The following is a 23,558-nucleotide window of genomic DNA, read 5'->3' as shown; positions in this document are numbered from 1 at the left end:
CATCGCTCCATCAACAACGAGAACACAATGGCGATGAACGGCAACTGGCGCGATCGCGCCGCGACAAGCTTTCAGTGCGAGAAACAGCCGGCCACTAGCAGCCGCGGCATGGTGGTGAGCAATCATCCGCTGGCATCGAGCGCCGGCGCCGAGATGCTGGCTGCCGGCGGCAATGCGATCGATGCGGCGATTGCGACTTTGTTCACGCTGACCGTGGTCGAGCCGATGATGGTCGGCATCATCGGCGGCGGTATGGCGCATATCCGCCTCGCCGACGGCAGCCATCGCTTGATCGACGGCCAGAGCACGGTGCCGAAGGCGGTGCGGCCGGATACTTACACCTCGAAGCCCGGTTCGGCGCACGATGTGTTCGACACCGTCGGAAACGAGAATTTGAACGGGCCTAAGGCGGTCGCGGTGCCGGGCTCGCTGAAGGCGTGGTGCGAAACGCTGCGCCGTTTCGGCACCATGAGCCCCGCCGACGTGATGCAGCCCGCGATCAAGCATGCCGCGCGCGGCTACGCGGCGACACAGTACTTGCACGAATGCATTACCGACAGCGCCACGGAGATGCTGAAGGACAAGCCGATTGCGGCGATCTATCTGCCTGGCGGCACTCCGCTGAAGCCGGGCGAGCGCGTGGTGCAGGCCGAATATGCCGAGACGCTGAAATACATCGCCGACCACGGCGACAACGCGCTGTACCAGGGACCGCTCGGCGACATCCTGGTCGACTACATGAAAAAGAACGGCGGCTTCGTCGCGCAAGAGGATCTCGCGGCTTATAAAACCGTCGAGCGGCAGCCGATCCGCTGCGACTACCGCGGCTGGGAAATCCTCGGGCCCCCGCCACCGGCGGCATCAGGCGTGCACATCACGCAGATGCTGAACATCCTCGAAGGCTACGACATCGCGCGCCTCGGCTTCGGCACGAGCGAGACGATCCATTATCTCGCCGAGGTGCTGAAGATTGCCTTTGCCGATCGCGCGGCCGCGAGCGGCGATCCCGCCTATATCAACGTGCCGGTGGAGCGGCTGACTTCGAAGGCCTATGCCGAGGAGCGCCGCCGCGCGATCGATCCCGACCGCGCGCAGGCCTGGAGCGCCGGCGTCACGCAGCTCGAAAGCGCGCACACCACGCACATGACGGCAGCGGATGCGATGGGCAATGTGGTGGCGACCACCCAGACCATCAACAATCTGTTCGGGGCCAAGATCCTGATCCCGGGCCTCGGCACCGTGCCGAACAACTACATGAACCTGTTCGATCCGCGGCCGGGACACGCGCTGTCGCTCGCCGCAGGCAAGCGCGTCACCACCTCGATGTCGCCGATGATGGCGCTGCGCGACGGCAAACTCGTTTACGCGCTCGGCCTGCCCGGCGGAAAGCGCATCTTCCCGAGCGCGATGCAGGCGCTGATCAACCTGATCGATCACGGCATGGACCTGCAGGAGGCGGTCGAGGCCCCACGGGTCTGGACCGAGGGCAATGCGCTCGAGGTCGAGCGGGCGGTCCCGGAGACCATCCGCGCGGCGCTGTCGGCGAAAGGCCACAAGGTGCAGGTCGTGCCGACGGTCGCCGGCGGCATGAACGCGATCCAGTTCCACGCCGACGGCACCATGTCCGGCGCGGCCTGCTGGCGCGCCGACGGCACGCCGGTCGGCATCGCCGGTGGTCTGGCTCGCCCGGGTGTGCGGTTTGCGCTGGAGTGAGGCCGACAAAGCTGCATCCTCATCCACAATTATCATCGCCCGGCTCGACCGGGCGATCCAGTACCCCGCGGCTTCTCGACTCTATCGTAACTGTCTCTGGAATACTGGATCGCCCGCCTTCGCGGGCGATGACAGTGTCCTATTTCCTGACGCAGATCACGCGGACCACGGCGGCCTTGGCGTCCGCCGATTCGCCCGTTGCGTTGACGCCATGCGCCTTCAGGAAGCTCCGCACCGTGTCGGCCGGCACCAAAGCCGCCTGCGCCGGCGGTGCGGCGTTGGCTGGGCCGGCGACAATGACGGGCTTCAGCACCGCGATGCCGGCGAATTTGCCGCCGCCGTCGAGTGCCGCCGCCCCGGAGAATCCGATCGCAGGCGGCGGCGACAGGGCCTGATCGCCGCCGCCGAGTTGCGCTACAGCGGCCTTCACGCTGCTCGCGGCCGCGCCGCCGCCCTGGTTCTGCGGATCGGCGATGCCGGTGATGTCGAGCGCGGTCAGCGTCGCCTGGCCTGCGATGTTGAGCGGCTTCAGCCCGCGCGCGCCATAGATGCGCAGCAGAGCGAGATCGTGCTCCTTGTCCGCGGCGACCCGGTCGGCACTGCCGTAGCCCGGGATCGTCAGCGCGATGCAGTCGTCGGTCGCGATGCGATCGGTGATGACAGCGCCATCGTCGCTGACCACGACGCCGGTGGCATATTCGACGGTCTTGCGCGGCGGCGGCCCGACTTGTACGCCGGACGGAAATGCGTTGAAGGCGCTCGACATCGCGATCACCACCGGCTCGACGGTGGTCTGCATCGCCTGATCATAGAGAATGGTGAGGGTGCGGACCTCGTCGCCCTTCAAGGTGCCGCGCAGATAGAATTTCTTCAGCCCTTGCATGCCCGAGAGCACGAAGAAATCCGGCTTCACCACGGTGTAGTCGATGGTGCGGCCGGCCGGCTCCTTCTTTTCCTGCTCGGCAAGCTTCGCGGTGGTCGGGCTCGCTTCCTTGCGCCGGGTCAGCAGCACCTGGACGGTGCCGGTCGGTGAGGTCCATTTGGCGCCTGAAGCGTCGCTGGTGAGCTGCGGCACCAGTTTGGTGGGAATGCCGAGCCGCGCGCCGGTGGCAGGCTCGGTGACGACCCTCCAGCCGACGCTCTCCTGCTTGCGCCGCGCAGTGTCGGCGAGCACGCCGCGTTCCTGCGGATTCAGCACGCCGGTCGGCTTGCCGCCGCGGTTCTTCTGGAATTCCTTGATCGCATTGACCATGCGCTCGCTGACGTCGCCGGTAATCGCGCCGTTATATTCGCCGACCCAGGCGAGGTCGGATTGCAGCGCCAGCCGCTCGGCCTGCGCCATGGCGCTCGCGGTATCTTCCGGCTTTTGCAGAGCGGGGCGAACCGGCACCGTCGTCACGGTCTTCGGCTTGGCCCCGGCCGTCGTCGGCGGCGTCAATTGGGCGTGCGCAGCGCCGACCATCACGGCCGCGACCATCAATGTTGCCGAAAGCATCAATCTCATGACAAATCCGGGGGAAATGACTGACACCATTGACGTCCACGCAATTAAGCACATCTGCTTGGTCGGCAACAACCGCGCTCCGGTTCAGGGAACAGCGCGCAGGACATCAAGATGCTGAGTGCCGACGAACTCGAACGCTATGCCCGCCACATCGTGCTGCGCGAGGTGGGCGGCCCCGGCCAGAATGCGTTGAAAAAGGCGTCGGTGCTGGTGATCGGCGCCGGCGGCCTTGGCGCGCCGGTGCTGATGTATCTGGCCGCCGCCGGCGTCGGCCGGCTCGGCGTGATCGATGACGATATCGTCTCGCTCTCCAATTTGCAGCGCCAGATCATCCATACGACGTCCGACATCGGCAAGCGCAAGGTCGACAGCGCGGCGGCGCAGATCCAAGCGCTCAACCCGCATGTGGCGTTCGAGGCGCATCCGATGCGGCTCACCGCCGACAATGCGATGGCGCTGATCGGAAACTACGATCTCGTGCTCGACGGCTCCGATAATTTCGAAACCCGATACCTCGTCGCCGATGCCTGCTTCCTCGCGAAAAGGCCGCTGATCACCGCGGCGCTCGGGCAGTTCGACGGTTCGCTGACCACGATCCGGGCGCACGAGAGGAATGCGGACGGCGTGTTCAACCCGACCTATCGCTGCCTGTTCCCGGAAGCGCCGCCGCCGGGCACGGTGCCGGCCTGCGCCGAGGCCGGCGTGATGGGCGCGCTCGCCGGCCTCATGGGGTCGATGATGGCGCTGGAGGCGATCCGCGAGATCGTCGGCTTCGGCGAGGGCCTGGTCGGCCGTCTCCTGATGGTGGATGCGCGCGCGATGCGGTTCGAAACCCTGCGCTACGCGCGCGATCCGCAGAACCCGCTCAATGGTGATGCACCTGTCATCACCGATCTGAGCGGGCATCGGTAGTTCGTCAGGACGCAGTCGCGGGCTTCTCGCTGTCCATGTGCCGAAGGTGCTCCTCCGGATAGCGTCCGCCGGCGGCCGCGCCAGGCGGAAATGCTTCGGCCAGTGCGGCGAGATGCGCCGCGGTCAATCTCACATCGAGCGCGCCGAGCGCTTCAGTGAGCCGCTCGCGCCGCCGCGCGCCGACCAGCGGCACGATGTCCTTGCCCTGCGCCGCGACCCAGGCGATCGCGACCTGCGCTGGAGAGGCGCCGATCTCGCCGGCGATGACGCGCAGCCGATCGGCAAGCGCAAGGTTGGTGTCGATGTTGCCGGCCTGGAAGCGCGGGCTCATCAGGCGGAAATCTTTTTCGCCTGCCTGGTTCTTCGACCAGTGCCCGCTGATCAGCCCGCGTGCCAGCACGCCATAGGCGGTGACGCCGATGCCAAGCTCGCGGCAGGTCTTCAGGATGTCGGTCTCGATGCCGCGCGAGATCAGCGAATACTCGATTTGCAGATCGGCGATCGGATGCACCTTGTGGGCGCGTCGGATGGTGTCGGAACCCACTTCGGAGAGGCCGATATGCCTGATCCAGCCGGCCTTGATCATGTCGGCCATCGCGCCGACCGTGTCCTCGATCGGCACGTTGGGGTCGAGCCGCGCCGGGCGATAGATATCGATGTGATCGACGCCGAGCCGCTGCAGCGAATAGGCGACGAAATTCTTCACGGCATTGGGCCGGCAGTCATAGCCGAGGAAGCCGTAGTTGCGATCGCGCAGCGCGCCGAACTTGACGCTGATCATGAGATTGTCGCGGCTGCGGCCCTTCAGCGCCTCGCCGATCAGCATCTCGTTGTGGCCCATGCCGTAGAAGTCGCCGGTGTCGAGCAGCGTGACGCCGGCCTCGAGCGCGGCATGGATGGTGGCGATGCTCTCGCTGCGGTCGGTCGGGCCGTAGAAATCGGACATGCCCATGCAGCCGAGGCCGATCAGCGAAACTGTCGGGCCGGTGGAACCGAGTTTGCGTGCGTCCATGGTGGTATTCCCAAGATGTTGCGGCGGATGATCCGCCGCCGAATGACGCGGCTGATATGGGCCGGTTTGGCTTTTGGGATAAGCTGGACAATCCCGAATGGGTTGTTCACTATATCGAACAATGCAGGATTTTGACCTTCGCGACCTCGACGCCTTCGTGGCGGTGGCGCGCACGCGCAACTTCCGGCGGGCGGCGCTGGAGAGCCGCGTCTCGGTATCGAGCCTCAGCCAGCGCCTGCGCGACATGGAGGAGCGGCTCGGCGTCCGCCTGATGAATCGCACCACCCGCAGCGTCGCGCTGACCGAAGCCGGCGAACTGCTGCTCGCCCGCGTCGCGCCGGCAATGGTCAACGTCGCCGACGCGATCACCGAGGTGCGCGGCCTGCGCGCCGAGCCGTCGGGGCGGCTGCGCATCAACGCGCCGCCGCCCGCGGTCGATCTGGTGCTGGCGCCGATGATCGCACCGTTCCTCGCCCGATATCCGCAAGTCGAGCTCGACGTGGTCGCCGAGAGCGCGTTCGTCGACGTCGTCGCGCAGGGCTTCGACGCCGGCGTGCGCTATGGCGAGCACCTGGCGCAGGACATGATTGCCGTCCAGCTCGGCGCGCCGCAGCGTTACGCGGTGGTGGCGTCACGCGACTATGTCGCGAAGCACGGCCGGCCGATGCATCCGAAGGATCTGCTGGCGCATGCCTGCATCCGCAGCCGCTTCAGCAACGGCGTGTTGTTCGACTGGGAGTTCGAGAAGAGCGGCCGCGTGGTGAAGATTTCGCCGCCGGCCAAGCTGACCGCGACCTATCTCGGCCTCGCGCTGCGCGCGGTGCATGACGGCGTCGGTTACTGGGCGACGTTCGAAGGCTATGTCCGCTACGGCATCAAATCCGGTGCGCTGGTCAGCGTGCTCGACGACTGGTGCCCGCCGTTCGACGGGCCGTTCCTGTACTACCCGAGCCGGCGCCAGCCGCCCCCGGCGCTCGCCGCCTTCGTGTCGTTCGTCGCCGACTGGCGCAAGCAGGCGCGGCGGAAGACGAAGTCGAGCTAGACCCACATCGTCGTCCCGGCGAAGGCCGGGACCCATACTCCGCAGCGGAAGTTGGGAGCGGGACTCGTCGTTCCAGCACAGTGGAGCAATGACTGTCGGTGGTTATGGGTCCCGGCCTGCGCCGGGACGACAGCGAGTGTTGGTTTCAAGTTGCCTGGTCGAGCTGCGGCCGCACCGGCTACTTTGCATGGGGTTGTTTTCGATATTTTGGCGGTGTCGTAGCCCGGATGAAGCGAAGCGGAATCCGGGGCGGTCTTGACGCGGCGATGCTGTCCCGGATTTCGCGAAGCCTGTCATCGGGCGCGCGTTCGCGCGACCCGTTGGCTCCATCCGGGCTACGAGCACTTACAACATGCTCGGCAGCACGCGGTCCGGCGGCTTGTGGGCGTCGAGGAAGGTTCGGATGTTGATGATCACCTTCTCGCCCATCTCGACGCGGCCTTCGATGGTGGCCGAGCCCATGTGCGGCAGCAGCGTCACCTTGCCGGCCCTGGCGAGCCGCACCAGCTTCGGGTTCACCGCGGGCTCGTGCTCATAGACGTCGAGGCCTGCGCCGCCGACATCGCCGGCTTCGATCAGCTTGACCAGGGTGTCCTCGTCGATCACCTCGCCGCGCGCGGTGTTGACGATATAGGCCTCTTTCCGGATCAGCTTGAGCCGCCGCGCCGAGAGCAGATGATAGGTCGCCGGCGTGTGCGGGCAGTTCACCGAGATGATGTCCATCCGCGCCAGCATCTGGTCGAGGCTTTCCCAATAGGTCGCCCCCAACTCGTCGGCGATGACGGGCGCCACCGGCCGGCGGTTGTGATAGTGGATCTGCAGCCCGAAGGCGCGGGCGCGGCGCGCTACGGCCTGGCCGATGCGGCCCATGCCGATGATGCCGAGCCTTTTTCCGCCGATGCGGTGGCCCAGCATCCAGGTCGGCGACCAGCCGGCCCAGTGCTGCTTGCCTTCGGTCAGGATCGAGGCGCCCTCGATCAGCCGGCGTGGCACGGCAAGGATCAGCGCCATGGTCATGTCGGCGGTGTCCTCGGTCAGCACCTTCGGCGTATTGGTCACCGTGATGCCGCGAGCATGGGCGGCGGTGACGTCGATATTGTCGACGCCGTTGCCGAAATTGGCGATCAGCTTCAGCTTGCAGTCGGGCTGATTGATCACGTCCTCGCGGATCATGTCGGTCACGGTCGGCACCAGCACGTCGGCGGTCCTCGCCGCCTCGGCGATCTGTTCCGGCGTCATCGGCGTGTCGTCGAGATTCAGTCTGGCATCGAACAGCTCGCGCATCCGGGTCTCGATCGAGTCCGGCAGCTTGCGGGTGACGACGACGAGAGGCTTTTTCTTCACCGACATGTCCTGCTTTCATGAGGCGCGCGGCCCGTCAAAAACCGAGCCGTTGAGGCCTCATTAACCCGGTTGTTCGACACTGCTGATAGCCGCGCTGTCCCGGCGTTTCCTTCGCGTTTCCTAGGGTTCCCCGATACTTGCCCCGACTTTCGTCAGGGGAAATTCGGGTGTTCTGGCTCTCAGGCGTTCCGTCCTCTCTAGCAGAAGGCCGGGCCAAGACAAGAACCCCTCGGATCGATGCGGGCAGGGACCGAAGTGCACCGGCGCCGGGGCCTTCGGCCACGGGTTTAGGCTTGGGTTTGAATTTGGGTTTGGGTTGCAGCTCGCCGAATGCGGGTTGGGCATCTCGGCAGGAGACGAGTTGATGGTCTGGCGTTTGGGTTCATTGGTGGCTCTGGTCGGGAGCATGCTGAGTGCGTCGGTCATGCCCGGACATACTGCCAAGGATTTGAGCCCCACCACCAGCGGCCTGCCGATTCCGCGCTATGTCAGCCTGAAATCCGATCACGTGAACGTCCGGGGCGGCCCGACCAAGGACAATGACGTCGCCTGGGTCTACACGCGGTCGGGGCTGCCGGTCGAAATCACCGCCGAGTTCGAGAACTGGCGCCGGGTGCGCGATTCCGAAGGCGCCGAAGGCTGGGTCTATCACTCCCTGTTGTCCGGCCGCCGCACCGCGGTCGTTACGATGAAGAACAAGGACGACCTGGCCTCGCTGTACGATCGTCCCGACGCCACCAGCGCCATCGCCGCGCGACTGCAGGCCGGCGTCGTCGCACAGGTCAAGAAATGCGCCAATAACTGGTGCCGGGTCACCGGTAACGGGTTCGACGGCTGGATCGAGCAGCAACGCCTGTGGGGCGTCTACGCCGACGAGAAGGTGGACTGACGCGCAGCGTCATTCCGGATGGTGCGCGAGCACCAGACCCGGAATCTCGAGATTCCGGGTTCGATGCTGACGCATCGCCCCGGAATGACGTTAGTGCAAAACGACAATGGCCGGGACGAGCCCGGCCATCACAACTCAAATCGACGTCAAGGCGGGATCAGCGCTTCTTGCGCAGCCGCACGACCATGTCGACGCGGGAAATCTCGTAGCCATCAGGCACGTTGGGCATTTTCGACAGCACGAGGTTCGGGTCGGGGATGTCGACCAGCTCGTGGTTGTGCTCGAGATAGAAGTGGTGATGCGTCGACACGTTGGTGTCGAAATAGGTCTTGGTGCCATCGACGCTGACCTGGCGCAGCAGCCCGGCATCGGTCAGCTGGTTGAGCGTGTTGTAGACGGTCGCCAGCGACACCGGAACCTTGGCCAGCGTGGCTTCCTCGTACAGCATTTCAGCGGTCAGGTGGCGGGCACCCTTGCCGAACAGCAGCCAGCCTAGCGCCATGCGCTGACGGGTCGGCCGGAGGCCGGCAGACTGCAGCATCTCGTTGACGTCATGCCACGGGCAGCCGGTCAGGGCAGGGTGATGCCCAGCGCCCCGGGCAGCCGGGTGCACGGCGTCATCATTCACGGCCGGTACTTCGTCGTTCATATCCACTCTATGCACCCAACTCAGGCAATATTCCTTATAAATATAAAAAGGATGCCCATCAGATGCAAGTTTTTCGCAACTAGAACGAATCCAAGCTGCGGTAGAAACCTAAGGAGAAGCGGTAATTTATCATCGGAATGCCGCTTTGCCGCCCAGTTAGCCCTATGTTAGAGAGCGCGCGGACCACATATGCGCTTTCGGCAGAGATAACAGGCCGGTAGCGTACCCAGGTAGCGCCAAGATGCGGGACGGGTTATTCCGGTTCCCGTGGGTAGATCAAGGTCCGACCAAGCAAAGCGCTTCATCGGGACATCAGAGGTGGAAAGAGGATGCTGGATCGGCGCGGCGGTTACGAATACGAGGATTTGCTGGCTTGCGGACGGGGCGAGCTTTTCGGCCCCGGCAACGCCCAGTTGCCGCTGCCACCGATGCTGATGTTCGATCGCATCAGTGAGATCTCGCAAACCGGCGGCGAGTACGGCAAGGGGCTGGTGCGCGCCGAGCTCGACGTGAAGCCGGATCTCTGGTTCTTCGGCTGCCATTTCAAGAACGATCCGGTGATGCCGGGCTGCCTCGGCCTCGATGCCATGTGGCAAATGGTCGGCTTTTACCTTGGCTGGAGTGGTGGCGAAGGTCGCGGCCGCGCGCTCGGCCTCGGCGAGCTGAAGTTCTCCGGACAGGTGCTGCCGCACGCGCGCAAGGTTGTGTACAACATCGATATCAAGCGTGTGATGCGGTCAAAGCTCGTGCTTGGAATTGCCGACGGGTGGCTTTCCATGGACGACGAGATTATTTATCGCGCCAAGGACTTGAAGGTCGGATTGTTCAAGCAGGGCACGTCGCCATCTTGAGCAGGATCATCATGCGGCAACATAAAGGCAGGGCGAGGCGAACATGAGGCGGGTTGTCATCACGGGGATGGGAATTGTCTCGTCCATCGGTAACAACACCCAGGAAGTGCTTGCGAGCCTCTACGAGGCGAAGTCGGGCATTTCGCGTGCGGAGAAGGCCGCCGAGCTCGGCTTCCGTTCGCAGGTGCACGGTGCGCCGACGCTCAATCCTGCCGAGGTGATCGATCGCCGCGCGATGCGGTTCCTTGCCGAAGGTGCTGCCTGGAATCACGTCGCCATGGAGCAGGCGATCCGCGACTCCGGCCTCGAGGAGAACGAAGTCTCCAACATCCGCACCGGCATCATCATGGGATCCGGCGGACCGTCGACGCGCACGCTGGTGGAGGCCGCCGACATCGCGCGCGCCAAGGGCCCGAAGCGCGTCGGACCGTTCGCGGTGCCGAAGGGAATGTCTTCGACCGCATCGGCGACGCTCGCGACCTGGTTCAAGATCAAGGGCGTGAACTACTCGATCTCGTCGGCCTGCGCGACGTCGAACCATTGCATCGGCAATGCCTACGAGACGATCCAGATCGGCAAGCAGGACATCATCTTCGCCGGCGGCTGCGAGGAACTCGACTGGACGCTGTCGGTGCTGTTCGACGCCATGGGCGCCATGTCGTCGAAGTACAACGACACGCCGGCGACCGCCTCGCGTCCCTACGACATCAGCCGCGACGGTTTCGTGATCGCCGGTGGCGCAGGTGTCGTGGTGCTCGAAGAGCTCGAGCATGCCAAGGCGCGCGGCGCGCGGATCTACGGTGAGGTCGTCGGCTACGGCGCGACCTCCGACGGATACGACATGGTGGCGCCGTCGGGCGAGGGCGCCGAGCGCTGCATGCGCATGGCGATGTCGACGGTCGACACGCCGGTCGATTACATCAATCCACACGCCACCTCGACGCCGGCCGGCGATCCGCCGGAGATCGAGGCGATCCGCAAGGTGTTCGGCACCGGCGACAAGTGCCCGCCGATCTCGGCGACCAAGGCGCTGACCGGCCACTCGCTCGGCGCCACCGGCGTGCAGGAAGCGATCTACTCGTTGCTGATGCTGAACAACGGCTTCATCTGCGAAAGCGCGCATATCACCGAGCTCGATCCGGTGTTCGCCGACATGCCGATCGTGCGCAAGCGCATCGACAACGCCAAGCTCACGACCGTGCTGTCGAACTCGTTCGGCTTCGGCGGTACCAACGCCACGCTGGTGTTCAGGCGGCTTGATGCCTGATTTCGCCTCTCCTCGCTTGCTGAGGGAGGTCCGCAGGCAGCGAATGGGGATATTGCAACGATCCGGAATGGGGTGGGAATGATTATTGAACCGCGCGTGCGAGGCTTCATCTGCACGACGGCACATCCCGTCGGCTGCGCGACGAATGTCCGCGAACAGATCGCTTACGTTCTCAGGCAGGGCCCGGTCGCCGACTGCCCGAAACGCGTTGCCGTGCTGGGCTGCTCGACGGGCTACGGCCTCGCGAGCCGCATCGTCGCGACCTTCGCCGGCGGCGCGGATACGATCGGCGTATCGCTGGAGCGCGAGCCGTCGGAGAAAAGAAGCGCCAGCGCCGGCTGGTACAACAATCGCGCCTTCGAGATCGAGGCCGAGAAGATCGGCCGCTCGCCGCTCACGTTGGAGGGCGACGCCTTCTCCGACGAAATGAAGAAAGACTTCATCGAGCGCGTGCGCGAAAAATTCGGACAGCTCGATTTGCTGGTCTACAGCATGGCGGCGCCGGTCCGCACCGATCCGGACACCGGCACGACCTATCGCTCGGTCATCAAGCCGCTCGGCGCCCCGGTCGAGATCAAGACGCTCGACACCGAGACCGGCGAGGTGTTCCAGACTACCCTTGAGCCGGCGAACGAGGAGCAAACCGCGGCCACGGTCGCGGTGATGGGCGGCGATGACTGGAAACGCTGGATCGACCAGTTCGCCGATGCCGGCGTGCTGGCGCCGGGCTTCCGGACCCTCAACTACACCTATATCGGCAGCGAGCTGACCTGGCCGATCTACTGGAACGGCACGCTTGGCCGCGCCAAGGTCGACCTCGACAGCAAGGCGGAAGCGATCCGCGGCCGGCTCGGTGCGGACGCGGCCCGCGTCGTCGCGCTGAAGGCCGTGGTCACTCAGGCGAGCTCGGCGATTCCGGTGGTGCCGCTCTATGGCACCGTACTGTTCAAGGTGATGAAGCAGCTTGGCCTTCATGAAGGCTGCATCGAGCAGATCGACCGCCTGTTCCGGAGGAAGCTCGGCAAGGATGTCGCGCTCGATGATGTGCAGCGCATCCGGGTCGACGACTGGGAGCTGTCGCCCGACGTGCAGACGGAAGTGTCGCGGCGCTGGCCGCTACTCACCACCGAGACGCTCGGCGAGCTGGCGGACCTCGGCGAATACAAGAGCCAGTTCCTCCGTCTGTTCGGCTTCGGCATCGACGGCGTCGACTACACGCAGGACGTCGATCCGCGCGTCGTCCCGGGTTAGGCCAGCCTCATACGCTGCTGCGCTGCATCCGGGCTACATCGCGTTATCCTGCCGCGATCTTCTCTGCGCGCTGGAATGCGGGCCGCGCCACGCAGCGGTCGATATAGGCCTCGAATGACGGCCGCGGCGGCACCATCTTGAACACGCGCACTGCGAAATTAAGTCCCGCGCCGATCGCGATGTCGGCGGCGGAGAACTGATCGCCGAGGATCCACGGCCCCTTCTGCAACTCGGCATCGAGCACGTCGAACACCTGGGCCGCGCTGCCCCACGCCGCGGTGCTGGTCGGCACCTCGAGCTTGGTGAAGAGCTGGATCAGCGCGGGCTCGATGCAGCTCGGCGAGAAGAACAGCCATTGCAGATAGCGTGCGCGCTGCGGATCGTTGGTGGCTGGCGCGAGCTTGGTCTCGGGATAGCGGTCGGCGATATAGGCGCAGATCGCGGCGGCCTCGGCGAGCCGGGCATCGCCGTCGGTCAACGCCGGCACCTTGCCCATCGGGTTGATCTTGAGGAACTCCGGCGATTTCTGCGCGCCGGTGCTGATGTCGGTCAGCACCCGTTCGTAAGCCAGTCCGGATTCCTCGAGTAGCCAGATCGCGGAGAACGAGCGCGAGCGCGGCGACCAGTACAGCTTGATCATGGTGCGGTCCCTTTCTTCGGGGCGTGCGAACAGCGCCCGTTTCATCGTGCGTCTGCATCGTGGTGGCAACGTACCATGGCTGCGGCAAACTCACCTGCGAAGGGTGGTTCGGCTCGTTGGCCTCGTCCGCGAGCCGATCTATTGGTCCTTCAGATAGTCCGGCAGCGCCTGGTCCAGCTGTTCCGCAACGAGCCCGCGGGTCTTCTCGCGAAGCGTCGCGCTGGAGGCCGCGGCCTCGGGAGGGGTGGGAAAGTCTGAATTGTCGAGATGCTTCAGCGGATTTTCCGTCATTCTCATGCTTTCGGAAAATCTGTTGCGCATATCCACCAATGTGCGATCGACCCTCGCATAGCTCCTGCCGTCGAGCAGCGTCAGCGCGACATTGGCGAACACATGCGAGTGCCTGAGCATCGAGCCAAGACCCTGATTGTAGGTGCCGATGCCGTGCAGATCGAGGTTGGTATTCTGCGGGCGCAATCTGAACTTGGTCACGACGAGGTAGCGTTCGCAGGTGGCATTCGACGTGAAGCCTCGAACGATCGCGGGCAGGTCCTCGCTCGGATCCGGCAGCAGATGTGGCTTCGGATGGTAGAATGGGTCGAACGCGTTTCTAGGATAGCTGATCCTGCGCACCGCGGGGTCATTGCCGGTTGCCGCGCGAACCCGCGCGAAGACGAGATCGTCCAGCGCCCAGTCGACCTGAACATCGGTGCCTTCGTACTCGAACGGGGTCACGCCGAATTTCTGTACGGCGAATTGATTTCCGAGCACCGAGATGACGCCGAGCCGGCACGGCCCGGTCTCCGCAGCAACGGCCGGCTTCATGGCCGGCTTGGCCTTCGACGCGGTCTTCTTCGCAGTGGACTTGATGGGCGCGGAAGGCGCGGGCGATGTCGAGGGAGACTGAGCCCATCCCGCCGCGCCCAAGCATGACATGAGGACGGCAGCGACCGCGAAACGACGGATCATGATCGACCAACGAAAGGTTTATGGAATAGTTCAGCCTCACTAGAACGTGCAGGCGGTCTCCGCAAGGCGGACGATCGCGCTCATCGTTTCGTCCACCGGTAGTGCTTCATCATGAAGCCCATCGGACTGATCTCTTCCTTCTCGAAAACAAAGCCTTCGCGCTCGTACCAGCGCCAGGCCTTTTCGTTCTCGCGGACGCATCTCAGCTGAATCTCGTCGGGCAATTGCGTGCGGGCGAAGGCGAGCAGCTCGCGCCCGAGGCTCTTGCCCTGATGGCTGGGCGCAACCATCAACTGGTCGAGCACCAGGGTCGGCGGGTGCAGCGCCAGCATCGCGGCGAGGGTGCCGTGGTCGTCGGCGACGAACAGACGCCAACCATTGTCGATCTCGCGGCGCAGCCGCGCGCGCAGGTCGCTCAACAGGGCGTCGCTCCGCGGCGTGAGTCCAGTCGAGGTCCAGCTGTCCATCCAGAGGTGCGCGATCGCATCATATTCTTCGGGTCGGCCACGGCGGATTGTCGGCTGCGTCATCATGGTTGCTCCGGCGGCACGGCCAAAGATGTCCAGACAAGAGAAAGCCCCGCGAGCGTCCCGCGGGGCATTCAAATCTAGCGCAACCGCTCGCGGTCAGCGAGCCTTGCCCGGCTCACACGCGGAGCGTACCGGCCTTGGCGGCGGCATAACGCTCGGCCACGGCCTTCCAGTTCACCGTACTCCACCACGCCTTGAGATAGTCCGGCCGTCGGTTCTGATAGGTCAGGTAATAGGCGTGCTCCCAGACGTCGTTGCCGAGCAGCGCGCGCTTGCCGTCCATGATCGGATTGTCCTGGTTCGGCCGCGTCTCGATCGCGAGCTTGCCGTCCTTGGTCACGGTGACGAACACCCAGCCGGAGCCGAACACGCGTCCGCCGGCGGCGTTGAAATCGGTCTGCAATTTCTCCAGGCCGCCGAGGTCGCGGTCGACCGCGGCGAGCACTTCGCCATCGGGCTTGCCGCCGTTCGGTCCCATGATCTGCCAGAACATCGTGTGGTTGGCGTGGCCGCCCATGTTGTTGCGCACGCCTGTGCGGATCGCGTCCGGCACGTTGCCGAGATTGGCGAGCACCTCGGTGACCGGCTTCTCCGCGATCTGCGGATTGTCCTTGGCGAAATTGTTGAGGTTGGTGACATAGGCCTGATGATGCCGGTCGTGATGGATCTCCATCGTCTTGGCGTCAATATGCGGCTCCAGCGCATTGGTGGGATAGGTCAGCGGATCGATCTTGAATGGTCCGGCTGGGGCCTGCGCCGCGGCCTGGGCGAGCGCAAATCGTGGCGCCGCCGCGACCGCGGCGGCCGTGGTTGCCGCAAGCACGAGATGGCGTCGGGATATGGGTGACATCGGTTTCCTCCTGACCTGAAGCTCTGGTGTCGCTTTCGACAGAGCATAGCGAGATACGTGCAGGCCACCCTATGCCGTTTCGAACACGGTCATTGTGACGCTGCGTCGCAATCCCGCATTGTCTCGGCAGGGCGCCGAGCGCGTTCAAGCATCGCACCAAACAAAAAGGGCGGCCTTTCGGCCGCCCTTCGTTGTTTCATTCCAAACAGGCTTACTCGCCGGCCGCTTCGCGCGGGGCTGGCGCGTCGGTCTTCTGCTTGGCCTCGAGGTCCTCGCCGGTCTCCTGGTCGACCGCCTTCATCGACAGGCGGGTCTTGCCGCGATCGTCGAAGCCGAGCAGCTTGACCTTGACCTTGTCGCCTTCCTTGACGACGTCGGAGGTCTTCTGCACGCGGCTCGCCGCGAGCTGGCTGATGTGGACCAGGCCGTCCTTGGCGCCGAAGAAGTTCACGAACGCGCCGAACTCCATCACCTTGACGACGGTGCCCTCGTAGATCTGGCCGATCTCCGGATCGGAGGCGATCGACTTGATCCACTTGATTGCGGCCTTCATCGCCTCGCCATCGTTGGAGGCAACCTTCACGGTGCCGTCGTCCTCGATGTTGACCTTGGCGCCGGTCTTCTCGACGATCTCGCGGATCACCTTGCCGCCGGTGCCGATCACTTCGCGGATCTTGTCGGTGGCGATCTTGAAGGTCTCGATGCGCGGCGCGTATTCGCCGAGCTCGGCGCGCGCCGCGGTCAGGGCCTTGGACATCTCACCCAGGATGTGGATGCGTCCTTCCTTGGCCTGGCCGAGCGCCACCTTCATGATCTCTTCGGTGATGCCCTCGATCTTGATGTCCATCTGGAGCGAGGTGATGCCCTGGTCGGTGCCGGCGACCTTGAAGTCCATGTCGCCGAGATGATCCTCGTCACCGAGGATGTCCGACAGCACCGCGAAACGCTGACCTTCGAGGATCAGGCCCATGGCGATACCGGCCGTCGGCCGCTTCAGCGGCACGCCGGCATCCATCAGCGACAGCGAGGCGCCGCAGACCGAGGCCATCGAGGACGAGCCGTTCGACTCGGTGATCTCGGAGACCACGCGGATCGTGTACGGGAACTCGTGGTGCGGCGGCAGCACCGGGTGGATCGCGCGCCAGGCGAGCTTGCCGTGGCCGATCTCGCGGCGCTTGGTGCCGCCGAGGCGACCGGTTTCACCGACCGAGTAGGGCGGGAAGTTGTAGTGCAGCAGGAACGTTTCCTTGTACGTCCCCGACAGCGCGTCGATGTACTGCTCGTCCTCGCCGGTGCCGAGCGTGGTCACCACCATCGCCTGGGTCTCACCGCGGGTGAACAGCGCCGAGCCGTGGGCGCGCGGCAGCACGCCGGCTTCGGCGATGATGTTGCGCACGGTCTTGGCGTCACGGCCGTCGATGCGCTTGCCGGTGTCGAGGATGTTCCAGCGAACAATCTTGGCTTCCAGTTCCTTGAACACGCCGGCGACGCGGAGCTTGTCGTATTTCGGCTCCTGGCCTTCCGGGAAGAAGTGCGCAAGCACCTTCTCCTTGACGGCGCCGACCGCGGCATAGCGTTCCTGCTTGACCGGGATCGCGTAGGCCTTGCGCAGCTCCTGCTCGGCGATGCCGAGCATCTCCTTCTCGATCTCCGAATTGTCGATCGTGGTGACTTCGCGCGGCTCCTTGGCGGCCTTCTCGGCGAGCTCAATGATCGCGTTGATGACCGGCTGGAAGTGGCGGTGGCCGAACATGACCGCGCCGAGCATCACGTCTTCGTTGAGCTCCTTGGCTTCCGATTCCACCATCAGCACGGCGTCGGCGGTGCCGGCGACGACCAGGTCGAGCTGGGTCTCGGTCATCTCGTCGAGCGTCGGGTTGAGGATGAACTCGTCATTGGCGAAGCCGACGCGCGCGGCGCCGATCGGGCCCTTGAACGGCGCGCCCGACAGCGTCAGGGCGGCGGAGGCCGCGACCAGCGACACGATGTCCGGATCGTTCTCCATGTCGTGCGACAGGACGGTGACGATCACCTGGGTCTCGTTGCGCCAGCCGTCGACGAACAGCGGACGGATCGGGCGGTCGATCAGGCGGGAGACCAGGGTCTCCTTCTCGGTCGGACGGCCCTCGCGCTTGAAATAGCCGCCGGGAATGCGGCCCGCGGCATAGGTCTTCTCCTGGTAGTCGACCGTGAGCGGCAGGAAGTCGACGCCTTCGCGCGGCGACTTCGCGGCGACGACGGTGGCGAGCACCACGGTCTCGCCGTAGGTGGCCAGCACGGCGCCGTCGGCCTGGCGGGCGATCTTGCCGGTTTCAAGTTTGAGGGGACGTCCACCCCAGTCGATCTCGACGGAATGCGAATTGAACATTTCGGTTTTCTTTCATGGTTTCACGAAAGCACGGCGCCCTGAAACACAAAGACCATGCCAAGACGGCGAGACACTGATGCGCTGCTGCGGTCAGCATCCGGCGATCCTGCCATGGTCCCTGGATTTCGGATGGCGTCCATCCTTTCGGTCATCTGGGCATCTTGCCCGGTCCAGCGGCCGGATTGCTGCTGGACGCTAGTGTGCATGGCGCGATGGCCATGCTGTTGCGCATGATCATCTTTCGACAATTCGAAAGCCCGAGTTCACGGACGACCATACGAAAACGCGCGCGAACCTCGCGCGCGTGCTTCTCAAATCAACGACGGATGTTGTGCTTCTCGAGCAGCGCCTTGTAGCGCGCCTCGTCCTTGCGCTTGATGTAGTCAAGCAGGGAGCGACGCGTCGACACGAGCTTCAGGAGGCCGCGGCGTGAATGGTTGTCCTTCACATGGCTCTTGAAGTGCTCGGTGAGGTTATTGATGCGTTCCGACAGGATCGCGACCTGAACCTCGGGCGAGCCGGTGTCGCCGGCCTTGTTGGCATTCGTCTTGATGACTTCCGCTTTGCGTTCGGCGGTAATCGACATCGTCAGTTACTTTCATCGTTGCGAGCCGGACTGGCAGTCAGTCCGTTCAGGTTGAACACGCGCTTGGGGATGAGTTCGCCATTGCCAATCTCGGCAAGCGCGAGAAGCCGGCCTGCCACCGTGACATAAACTGTGCCGCTGGTATTGGGCGCATCCCGTCCGCGCAACAAAACGGCCTGGCCCCTGTGGAGCCTTGCCGCATCAGCCCGTGTGACGGCCAGTGCCGGGATGTCGTCCAGCGCGGTCTCAACGGGCAAAAGCGCGTCGGCGAGGCTGCCCTCGCCAGACGCGGCTCTATTGCATAAAGCCTCCAACTGTTCCAGCGGAATCATGTCCCGCTCGGTAAACGGACCAACAAGGGTCCGCCGCAGGGCGCAGATATGGCCGAAACAGCCCAGAATCCGGCCCATATCGCGGGCCAGGGCCCGGACATAGGTTCCCTTGCCGCACTCGGCCTCGAACACGGATTGTCCGTTATCACCATGTTCGACAAGGGTTAATTCGTGAATCTCGACCGGGCGGGGCTTCAGTTCCACGGTTTCGCCGTCGCGCGCCAGATCGTAGGCCCGCTCACCCTGCACCTTGATGGCCGAATACTGCGGCGGGATCTGCTCGATCACCCCGGTGAAGCGCGGCAGCAATTCTCGGATCGAATCGGCGGTCGGCCGGCTCTCGCTGGTCCTGACCGCCCGTCCCTCGGTGTCGTCGGTGTCGCGTTCCTCGCCCCAGCTGACCGTGAAGCGGTAGCGCTTGCGGCCGTCCATCACGAACGGCACCGTCTTGGTGGCTTCGCCGAGTGCGATCGGCAGGCCGCCGGAGGCGAGCGGATCGAGCGTGCCGGCATGGCCGGCGCGCTTGGCCTGGAACAGGCGCTTGAGCACGGCGACGGCCTGCGTCGAGGTCATCCCGATCGGCTTGTCGAGCACCACCCAGCCATGGACGTCGCGCTTGTCGCGGCGCGGCTGCTGGTTCTGCCTGCCGTGCTTCTGGCGCGGGTCGTTGTTGGTGCGGCGCGCATCGTCGGTGCGCGGCCCGGCAAAGGCATCCCGCTCAGCGTCGCGCGCGTCGGCATCCTTCGCGTCGATCACGCTGTTGGTCGTCATCACAGTCATCACTCGTCGTCCGAATCGGGTGCAAGGTCTCGCTGCACCGCAGGTGTCTGCAGTAGTTTTTCGATGCGCTCCGCCTCGTCGAACCGCTCATCGACGCGGAAGCGAATGTCGGGTGCAAATTTCAGGTTGACGCGATGCGCGATCTCGCCGCGAAGGAACTTCTTGTTGCGCTCGAGTGCGGCGATCACCGCATCGGTGTCGCGTCCGCCGAGCGGCATCACGTAGACCGTGGCGAGCTTCAGATCCGGCGACATACGCACCTCGGGAACGGTGATGATGTGGCCTTCCAGATCGGGATCGTGAACCTGACCCTGTGACAGAATCTCGGCAACTGCATGGCGAACCGTTTCGCCGACCCGCAGCTGACGTTGCGATCCGCCGGGGCTGGAACTCTTCTTTTGACGAGGCATGACCTTCTTCCAAAACCGTCGCGCCCGCCGGCTTTGGCCGCGGGCATCAATGTCCTAGCTTTGCTTTCAATCGGACGATGCGCTGGTGGCCGGACTAAAGTCCGGCCACGTCGTCGCATTTTCAGTTAAATGGACCCAGGCTCTTCGTAAGATTTGGACTTACAGAGAGCGCTGGATCGTCTCGATGCGGTAACATTCGATCACGTCGCCGACACGCATGTCGCCGTAGTTCTCGAATGCCATGCCACATTCCTGGCCGGAGACCACTTCCTTCACTTCATCCTTGAAGCGCTTCAGTGTCGACAGCTTGCCTTCGTGCACCACGACGTTGTCGCGGATCAGGCGAACATTGGCGCCGCGTTCCACGGTGCCGTCGGTGACGCGGCAACCCGCGACCTTGCCGACCTTGGAAATGTTGAACACTTCCAGGATCTGCGCGTTGCCCAGCATGGTTTCGCGCAGCGTGGGCGCGAGCAGGCCGGACATCGCCTTTTTGATGTCATCCACGAGATCGTAGATGATGTTGTAGTAGCGGATCTCGATGCCGTTGCGCTTGGCTGCGGCCGCGGCTTCCTTGTTGGCGCGGACCGAGAAGCCGATGATCGCGGCGTTGAAGCCTTCCGCCAGCGTGACGTCGGACTCCGAGATGCCGCCGACGCCGGCATGCAGGATGCGTGCGGCGACTTCGTCGGTGCCGAGCTTCTCGAGCGAGCCCAGGATCGCTTCCAGCGAGCCCTGCACGTCGGCCTTGACGATCAGCGGGAACTCCTTGCGGCCCGCGGTCTTGAGCTGCGACATCATCTGCTCGAGCGAGCCGCGCATGCCGGAGATCGAGGCAGCCGCGTTCTCGCGCTTCTGGTGCGCGCGGTAGCTCGTGACCTGGCGGGCGCGGGCTTCGTTCTCGACGACGGCGAGACGGTCGCCGGCTTCCGGCGGACCGTTGAAGCCGAGCACCTCGACCGGCACGGACGGGCCGGCCTCGTCGAGATTCTCGCCCTGGTCGGAGATCAGGGCGCGGACGCGGCCCATCTCGGCGCCGGCCACGATGATGTCGCCGATCCGCAGCGTGCCGCGCTGCACCAGCACGGTCGCGACCGGACCGCGGCCACGGTCGAGCTTGGCTTCGATCACTGTGCCTTCCGCCGGACGCTGCGAATTGGTCTTCAGGTCGAGGATTTCGGCCTGCAGCGCGATCATCTCGAGCAACCGGTCGAGATTGGTCTTGTTCTTGGCCGAGACCTCGACGTCGACGACGTCGCCGCCGAGCGATTCGACCTGCACCTCGTACTGCAGCAATTCGGTGCGCACGCGCTCCGGCCGTGCATCGGGCTTGTCGATCTTGTTGATCGCCACGATCATCGGCACCTTGGCCGCCTTAGCGTGGTTGATCGCTTCGATCGTCTGCGGCATCACGCCGTCATCGGCCGCAACCACCAGCACGACGATGTCGGTGACCTTGGCGCCGCGGGCGCGCATCGCGGTGAACGCGGCGTGGCCGGGCGTATCGATGAAGGTGATCTTCTTGCCGCTTTCCGGCGAAGTCACCTGATAGGCACCGATGTGCTGGGTGATACCGCCGGCTTCGCCCGACACCACGTTGGCGTGGCGCAGCGCGTCGAGCAGCGAGGTCTTGCCGTGGTCGACGTGACCCATGACGGTGACCACGGGCGAACGCGGCTCGGTATCGGTGGAATCGTCGACGACGTCGAACAGGCCTTCCTCAACGTCGGACGCGGCGACGCGCTTGACGCTATGGCCGAGTTCTTCGGCGATCAGTTGCGCCGTGTCGGCGTCGATCACGTCGGTGATCTTGTGCATCGCGCCCTGCTTCATCAGCATGCGGATGACGTCGACCGCGCGCTCCGACATGCGGTTCGCGAGTTCCTGGATCGTGATCGCTTCCGGAATGACGACTTCGCGGATCAGCTTTTCCTTCTGCTCGTTCGCGGCGTGACCCTTCAGGCGCTGGGTACGGCGGCGGAACGAGGCGATCGAGCGCTCGCGGACGTCGTCGGCGGTGAGCGCTGTGACGACCGTGAGGCGTCCGCGCTGCTTCTGCGGGCCGGGCTTCTGGGTGGTCTTCGGGGCCGCAACGGGACGCACGGCGCCGCCGGGGCGGCGCACCAGGCGCGGACCTTCGTCTTCGTCCGCCGCCTCTGCGGCAACCCCCGGGGGCCTCGGCGCGATGATCGGCGTGCGCGCAGGCGTCGTGGTCGTCGTGCGGGCTGCCGGCGCCCGGGCTGCCGGAGCAGCAGATGCGGTCGCGGTTGCGGCCGGCCTGGCCGGTGCGGCGGCGGCCGGCGCGCCGGGCTTGGCCTCGCCCTCGCCGAAGCGGCGCTTGGCCTCGACCTCGGCCTTGCGCTTGGCCTCTTCCTCGTGGCGGTGCCGCTCCTCTTCCGCCTTGCGGCGGGCCTCGGCGGCCTCGCGCTCGACCTTCTCGGCAGCCTCGCGGACGGCGCGGCGCTTGGCTTCCTCTTCGGCCTGGCGGCGCTCCTCGATGTCGCGCTGACGGGCGTCGGCCAGCGCGCTGGCACGCGCGGAACGCTCGTCTTCAGTCAGCGTCGGCAGCACCACGCCGGAGCGGGTGTTGCGTTGCTGGCCGGGAGGCGGGCCCGAGGGGCGGCCCTGCGGCGGTCTCGGGGCGGGCGCCACCGGCTTTGCAACCACGGGTTCCGGCGCATGCGTCTCGCCGGGGCCATCGCCACCGACGCGACGCTTGCCGCGTTTCTCGACCACGACCTGCTTGGTCCGGCCGTGGCTGAAGCTCTGGCGCACGGTGCCCGTCTCGACGCGCGGCTTCAGCGACAACGTCTTGCTCGGGACACTCAGAGTCTTGTCGCCAGGGGTCTTGGTATCAACCATTCAGCAGTCCTAATCTCGTTTTCGCTGTGCGCTTCCGCACAAATCGTTTTCAAGGCTCGTCTTTTGCTGAGCATGATCCGGTCGGAAAGACGGCGTCCGCCTTCCTGGATCAGGCTCTGGAATTTCTGGCCGCTTCGGCGGTCTTGTCGTCGTCGGCCATCCGGTATCGGACCAGCATCTGGCAGCGCGACAGGAACGTCTTGCTCGCCGGGCCCGCGAGCAGCGCAGCATGTATCACATTTGACCGCCCAAGTGCCAAATCCAATTCTTCCGACGTCAAAACATTGACGATGGCGATTACCGGCGATTCACCACGTTTTTCGCCCCTTTGCCTGACGATCGCGTCCAATTTGCGGATTCCGTCCGCTGCGCCGTCCGAAGCGTGGATCAGGGCTGCAGTTTCGTTCCGGTTGAGTGCGTCCTCGACCTTGCCGAAGCCCGAAACGACCTGACCGGCCTTGGCGGCCATCGCCAGGGCCTCGGTGACGCTGCGGATCAGGAGGGCGTCGGTGTCGGCGGGAAGGGTCGGCGCGACGCGGACATCGCGCTTGAATCCCTTGCTAAATTGGTGACGGCGGACCGCTTCCGCAACGCTGCGCCGCGATGCGGAAACCCATAGTCCGCGGCCCGGCAGCTTGCGCTTGAGATCCGGGATCACCTCGCCCGTGGGCGCGACGACGAACCGGATCAGCTCGTCGATCGGACGCACCTCGCGGCTGACCGCGCACATCCGCGTGGTCGCGGACTTCTGCGTCCGCGGTCCATCGTCGAGATCGGGGTCAGCCTGAGCAAGCATC

General features: G+C 64.9%; 21 protein-coding genes. 7 read left to right on the top strand and 14 right to left on the bottom strand.

Features of this window, described 5'->3' with window-relative positions; all coding sequences use genetic code 11:
• Positions 1-33 precede the first annotated feature (33 nt).
• Positions 34-1,713 (top strand): gamma-glutamyltransferase, encoded by a 1,680-nt coding sequence (gene ggt, locus ACE103_RS42160; RefSeq protein ID WP_375781294.1) that lies wholly within the window; start codon positions 34-36, stop codon positions 1,711-1,713.
• A 139-nt stretch (positions 1,714-1,852) separates the two neighbouring features.
• On the opposite strand, the gene ACE103_RS42155 is transcribed toward ggt, so the two are convergent.
• A complete protein-coding gene (locus ACE103_RS42155; protein ID WP_375777739.1) occupies positions 1,853-3,217 on the bottom strand; it encodes a peptidoglycan-binding protein in 1,365 nt (454 codons plus the stop codon).
• Positions 3,218-3,328: 111 nt separating this feature from the next.
• On the opposite strand from ACE103_RS42155, the gene ACE103_RS42150 reads away from it, so the two are divergent.
• A complete protein-coding gene (locus ACE103_RS42150; protein WP_375777738.1) occupies positions 3,329-4,129 on the top strand; it encodes a ThiF family adenylyltransferase in 801 nt (266 codons plus the stop codon).
• A gap of 4 nt (positions 4,130-4,133) precedes the next feature.
• Here the strand turns inward: ACE103_RS42150 and ACE103_RS42145 are convergent, their stop codons facing one another.
• Positions 4,134-5,141 (bottom strand): aldo/keto reductase, encoded by a 1,008-nt coding sequence (locus ACE103_RS42145; protein WP_375777737.1) that lies wholly within the window; start codon positions 5,139-5,141, stop codon positions 4,134-4,136.
• A gap of 121 nt (positions 5,142-5,262) precedes the next feature.
• On the opposite strand from ACE103_RS42145, the gene ACE103_RS42140 reads away from it, so the two are divergent.
• Positions 5,263-6,183, top strand: a complete 921-nt coding sequence (locus ACE103_RS42140; protein ID WP_375777736.1) for a LysR family transcriptional regulator — start codon at positions 5,263-5,265, stop codon at positions 6,181-6,183.
• 345 nt (positions 6,184-6,528) lie between these two features.
• On the opposite strand, the gene ACE103_RS42135 is transcribed toward ACE103_RS42140, so the two are convergent.
• Positions 6,529-7,533, bottom strand: a complete 1,005-nt coding sequence (locus ACE103_RS42135; protein WP_375777735.1) for a 2-hydroxyacid dehydrogenase — start codon at positions 7,531-7,533, stop codon at positions 6,529-6,531.
• 358 nt (positions 7,534-7,891) lie between these two features.
• On the opposite strand from ACE103_RS42135, the gene ACE103_RS42130 reads away from it, so the two are divergent.
• The gene (locus ACE103_RS42130) at positions 7,892-8,416 is read left to right on the top strand and encodes an SH3 domain-containing protein (protein WP_100555005.1); all 525 of its coding nucleotides are present in this window, start codon (positions 7,892-7,894) and stop codon (positions 8,414-8,416) included.
• 157 nt (positions 8,417-8,573) lie between these two features.
• Here the strand turns inward: ACE103_RS42130 and irrA are convergent, their stop codons facing one another.
• On the bottom strand, positions 8,574-9,065 hold the full coding sequence (irrA, locus tag ACE103_RS42125; protein ID WP_163156898.1) for an iron response transcriptional regulator IrrA: 492 nt from the start codon (positions 9,063-9,065) through the stop codon (positions 8,574-8,576).
• A 329-nt stretch (positions 9,066-9,394) separates the two neighbouring features.
• On the opposite strand from irrA, the gene fabA reads away from it, so the two are divergent.
• The 3 genes from fabA to fabV all read left to right on the top strand — a co-directional run bounded on the left by fabA (position 9,395) and on the right by fabV (position 12,434).
• Positions 9,395-9,916, top strand: coding sequence for a 3-hydroxyacyl-[acyl-carrier-protein] dehydratase FabA (fabA, locus tag ACE103_RS42120; protein ID WP_223971579.1), 522 nt, complete (start codon positions 9,395-9,397; stop codon positions 9,914-9,916).
• A 43-nt stretch (positions 9,917-9,959) separates the two neighbouring features.
• Positions 9,960-11,183: a beta-ketoacyl-ACP synthase I gene (gene fabB, locus ACE103_RS42115; RefSeq protein WP_092120717.1), complete on the top strand. Its 1,224-nt coding sequence runs from the start codon at positions 9,960-9,962 to the stop codon at positions 11,181-11,183.
• A gap of 78 nt (positions 11,184-11,261) precedes the next feature.
• Positions 11,262-12,434 (top strand): enoyl-ACP reductase FabV, encoded by a 1,173-nt coding sequence (gene fabV, locus ACE103_RS42110; RefSeq protein WP_375777734.1) that lies wholly within the window; start codon positions 11,262-11,264, stop codon positions 12,432-12,434.
• A gap of 43 nt (positions 12,435-12,477) precedes the next feature.
• Here fabV and ACE103_RS42105 read toward each other — a convergent pair whose 3' ends face one another.
• From ACE103_RS42105 to ACE103_RS42060, 10 genes are all read right to left on the bottom strand, one after another.
• A complete protein-coding gene (locus ACE103_RS42105; protein WP_375777733.1) occupies positions 12,478-13,074 on the bottom strand; it encodes a glutathione S-transferase family protein in 597 nt (198 codons plus the stop codon).
• A 138-nt stretch (positions 13,075-13,212) separates the two neighbouring features.
• Positions 13,213-13,899 (bottom strand): hypothetical protein, encoded by a 687-nt coding sequence (locus tag ACE103_RS42100; RefSeq protein WP_375777732.1) that lies wholly within the window; start codon positions 13,897-13,899, stop codon positions 13,213-13,215.
• A gap of 224 nt (positions 13,900-14,123) precedes the next feature.
• Positions 14,124-14,573 (bottom strand): GNAT family N-acetyltransferase, encoded by a 450-nt coding sequence (locus ACE103_RS42095; RefSeq protein ID WP_375777731.1) that lies wholly within the window; start codon positions 14,571-14,573, stop codon positions 14,124-14,126.
• Positions 14,574-14,688: 115 nt separating this feature from the next.
• Complete coding sequence (locus ACE103_RS42090) at positions 14,689-15,423, bottom strand: superoxide dismutase (RefSeq protein WP_375777730.1); 735 nt, start codon at positions 15,421-15,423, stop codon at positions 14,689-14,691.
• A gap of 211 nt (positions 15,424-15,634) precedes the next feature.
• Positions 15,635-17,791 carry a polyribonucleotide nucleotidyltransferase gene (gene pnp, locus ACE103_RS42085; RefSeq protein ID WP_375777729.1) on the bottom strand — a complete coding sequence of 719 codons (2,157 nt, stop codon included), beginning with the start codon at positions 17,789-17,791 and terminating at the stop codon, positions 15,635-15,637.
• A gap of 316 nt (positions 17,792-18,107) precedes the next feature.
• A complete protein-coding gene (gene rpsO / locus ACE103_RS42080) occupies positions 18,108-18,377 on the bottom strand; it encodes a 30S ribosomal protein S15 (RefSeq protein WP_016844725.1) in 270 nt (89 codons plus the stop codon).
• A gap of 2 nt (positions 18,378-18,379) precedes the next feature.
• The gene (truB, locus tag ACE103_RS42075; protein ID WP_223971595.1) at positions 18,380-19,489 is read right to left on the bottom strand and encodes a tRNA pseudouridine(55) synthase TruB; all 1,110 of its coding nucleotides are present in this window, start codon (positions 19,487-19,489) and stop codon (positions 18,380-18,382) included.
• The gene (rbfA, locus tag ACE103_RS42070) at positions 19,489-19,899 is read right to left on the bottom strand and encodes a 30S ribosome-binding factor RbfA (RefSeq protein ID WP_223971598.1); all 411 of its coding nucleotides are present in this window, start codon (positions 19,897-19,899) and stop codon (positions 19,489-19,491) included. The genes truB and rbfA overlap by 1 nt, the downstream gene beginning before the upstream one ends.
• A gap of 159 nt (positions 19,900-20,058) precedes the next feature.
• On the bottom strand, positions 20,059-22,761 hold the full coding sequence (gene infB, locus ACE103_RS42065) for a translation initiation factor IF-2 (protein WP_375777728.1): 2,703 nt from the start codon (positions 22,759-22,761) through the stop codon (positions 20,059-20,061).
• A gap of 109 nt (positions 22,762-22,870) precedes the next feature.
• Entirely contained in the window at positions 22,871-23,557 is a 687-nt protein-coding gene (locus ACE103_RS42060) for an RNA-binding protein (RefSeq protein WP_375777727.1), read from the bottom strand.
• Between the last annotated feature and the right edge of the window lies 1 nt (position 23,558).

The organism is Bradyrhizobium sp. ma5 (genome assembly GCF_042258955.1).
Classification (GTDB): domain Bacteria; phylum Pseudomonadota; class Alphaproteobacteria; order Rhizobiales; family Xanthobacteraceae; genus Bradyrhizobium.
This window is presented reverse-complemented; position numbering and strand designations above follow the sequence as displayed.

Coding starts and splice junctions, on each gene's coding strand:
- ggt (WP_375781294.1), top strand. CDS start 34: ATGAACGGCAACTGGCGCGATCGCGCCGCGACAAGCTTTCAGTGCGAG.
- ACE103_RS42155 (WP_375777739.1), bottom strand. CDS start 3,217: ATGAGATTGATGCTTTCGGCAACATTGATGGTCGCGGCCGTGATGGTC.
- ACE103_RS42150 (WP_375777738.1), top strand. CDS start 3,329: ATGCTGAGTGCCGACGAACTCGAACGCTATGCCCGCCACATCGTGCTG.
- ACE103_RS42145 (WP_375777737.1), bottom strand. CDS start 5,141: ATGGACGCACGCAAACTCGGTTCCACCGGCCCGACAGTTTCGCTGATC.
- ACE103_RS42140 (WP_375777736.1), top strand. CDS start 5,263: ATGCAGGATTTTGACCTTCGCGACCTCGACGCCTTCGTGGCGGTGGCG.
- ACE103_RS42135 (WP_375777735.1), bottom strand. CDS start 7,533: ATGTCGGTGAAGAAAAAGCCTCTCGTCGTCGTCACCCGCAAGCTGCCG.
- ACE103_RS42130 (WP_100555005.1), top strand. CDS start 7,892: ATGGTCTGGCGTTTGGGTTCATTGGTGGCTCTGGTCGGGAGCATGCTG.
- irrA (WP_163156898.1), bottom strand. CDS start 9,065: ATGAACGACGAAGTACCGGCCGTGAATGATGACGCCGTGCACCCGGCT.
- fabA (WP_223971579.1), top strand. CDS start 9,395: ATGCTGGATCGGCGCGGCGGTTACGAATACGAGGATTTGCTGGCTTGC.
- fabB (WP_092120717.1), top strand. CDS start 9,960: ATGAGGCGGGTTGTCATCACGGGGATGGGAATTGTCTCGTCCATCGGT.
- fabV (WP_375777734.1), top strand. CDS start 11,262: ATGATTATTGAACCGCGCGTGCGAGGCTTCATCTGCACGACGGCACAT.
- ACE103_RS42105 (WP_375777733.1), bottom strand. CDS start 13,074: ATGATCAAGCTGTACTGGTCGCCGCGCTCGCGCTCGTTCTCCGCGATC.
- ACE103_RS42100 (WP_375777732.1), bottom strand. CDS start 13,899: ATGAAGCCGGCCGTTGCTGCGGAGACCGGGCCGTGCCGGCTCGGCGTC.
- ACE103_RS42095 (WP_375777731.1), bottom strand. CDS start 14,573: ATGACGCAGCCGACAATCCGCCGTGGCCGACCCGAAGAATATGATGCG.
- ACE103_RS42090 (WP_375777730.1), bottom strand. CDS start 15,423: ATGTCACCCATATCCCGACGCCATCTCGTGCTTGCGGCAACCACGGCC.
- pnp (WP_375777729.1), bottom strand. CDS start 17,791: ATGTTCAATTCGCATTCCGTCGAGATCGACTGGGGTGGACGTCCCCTC.
- rpsO (WP_016844725.1), bottom strand. CDS start 18,377: ATGTCGATTACCGCCGAACGCAAAGCGGAAGTCATCAAGACGAATGCC.
- truB (WP_223971595.1), bottom strand. CDS start 19,489: ATGACTGTGATGACGACCAACAGCGTGATCGACGCGAAGGATGCCGAC.
- rbfA (WP_223971598.1), bottom strand. CDS start 19,899: ATGCCTCGTCAAAAGAAGAGTTCCAGCCCCGGCGGATCGCAACGTCAG.
- infB (WP_375777728.1), bottom strand. CDS start 22,761: ATGGTTGATACCAAGACCCCTGGCGACAAGACTCTGAGTGTCCCGAGC.
- ACE103_RS42060 (WP_375777727.1), bottom strand. CDS start 23,557: ATGCTTGCTCAGGCTGACCCCGATCTCGACGATGGACCGCGGACGCAG.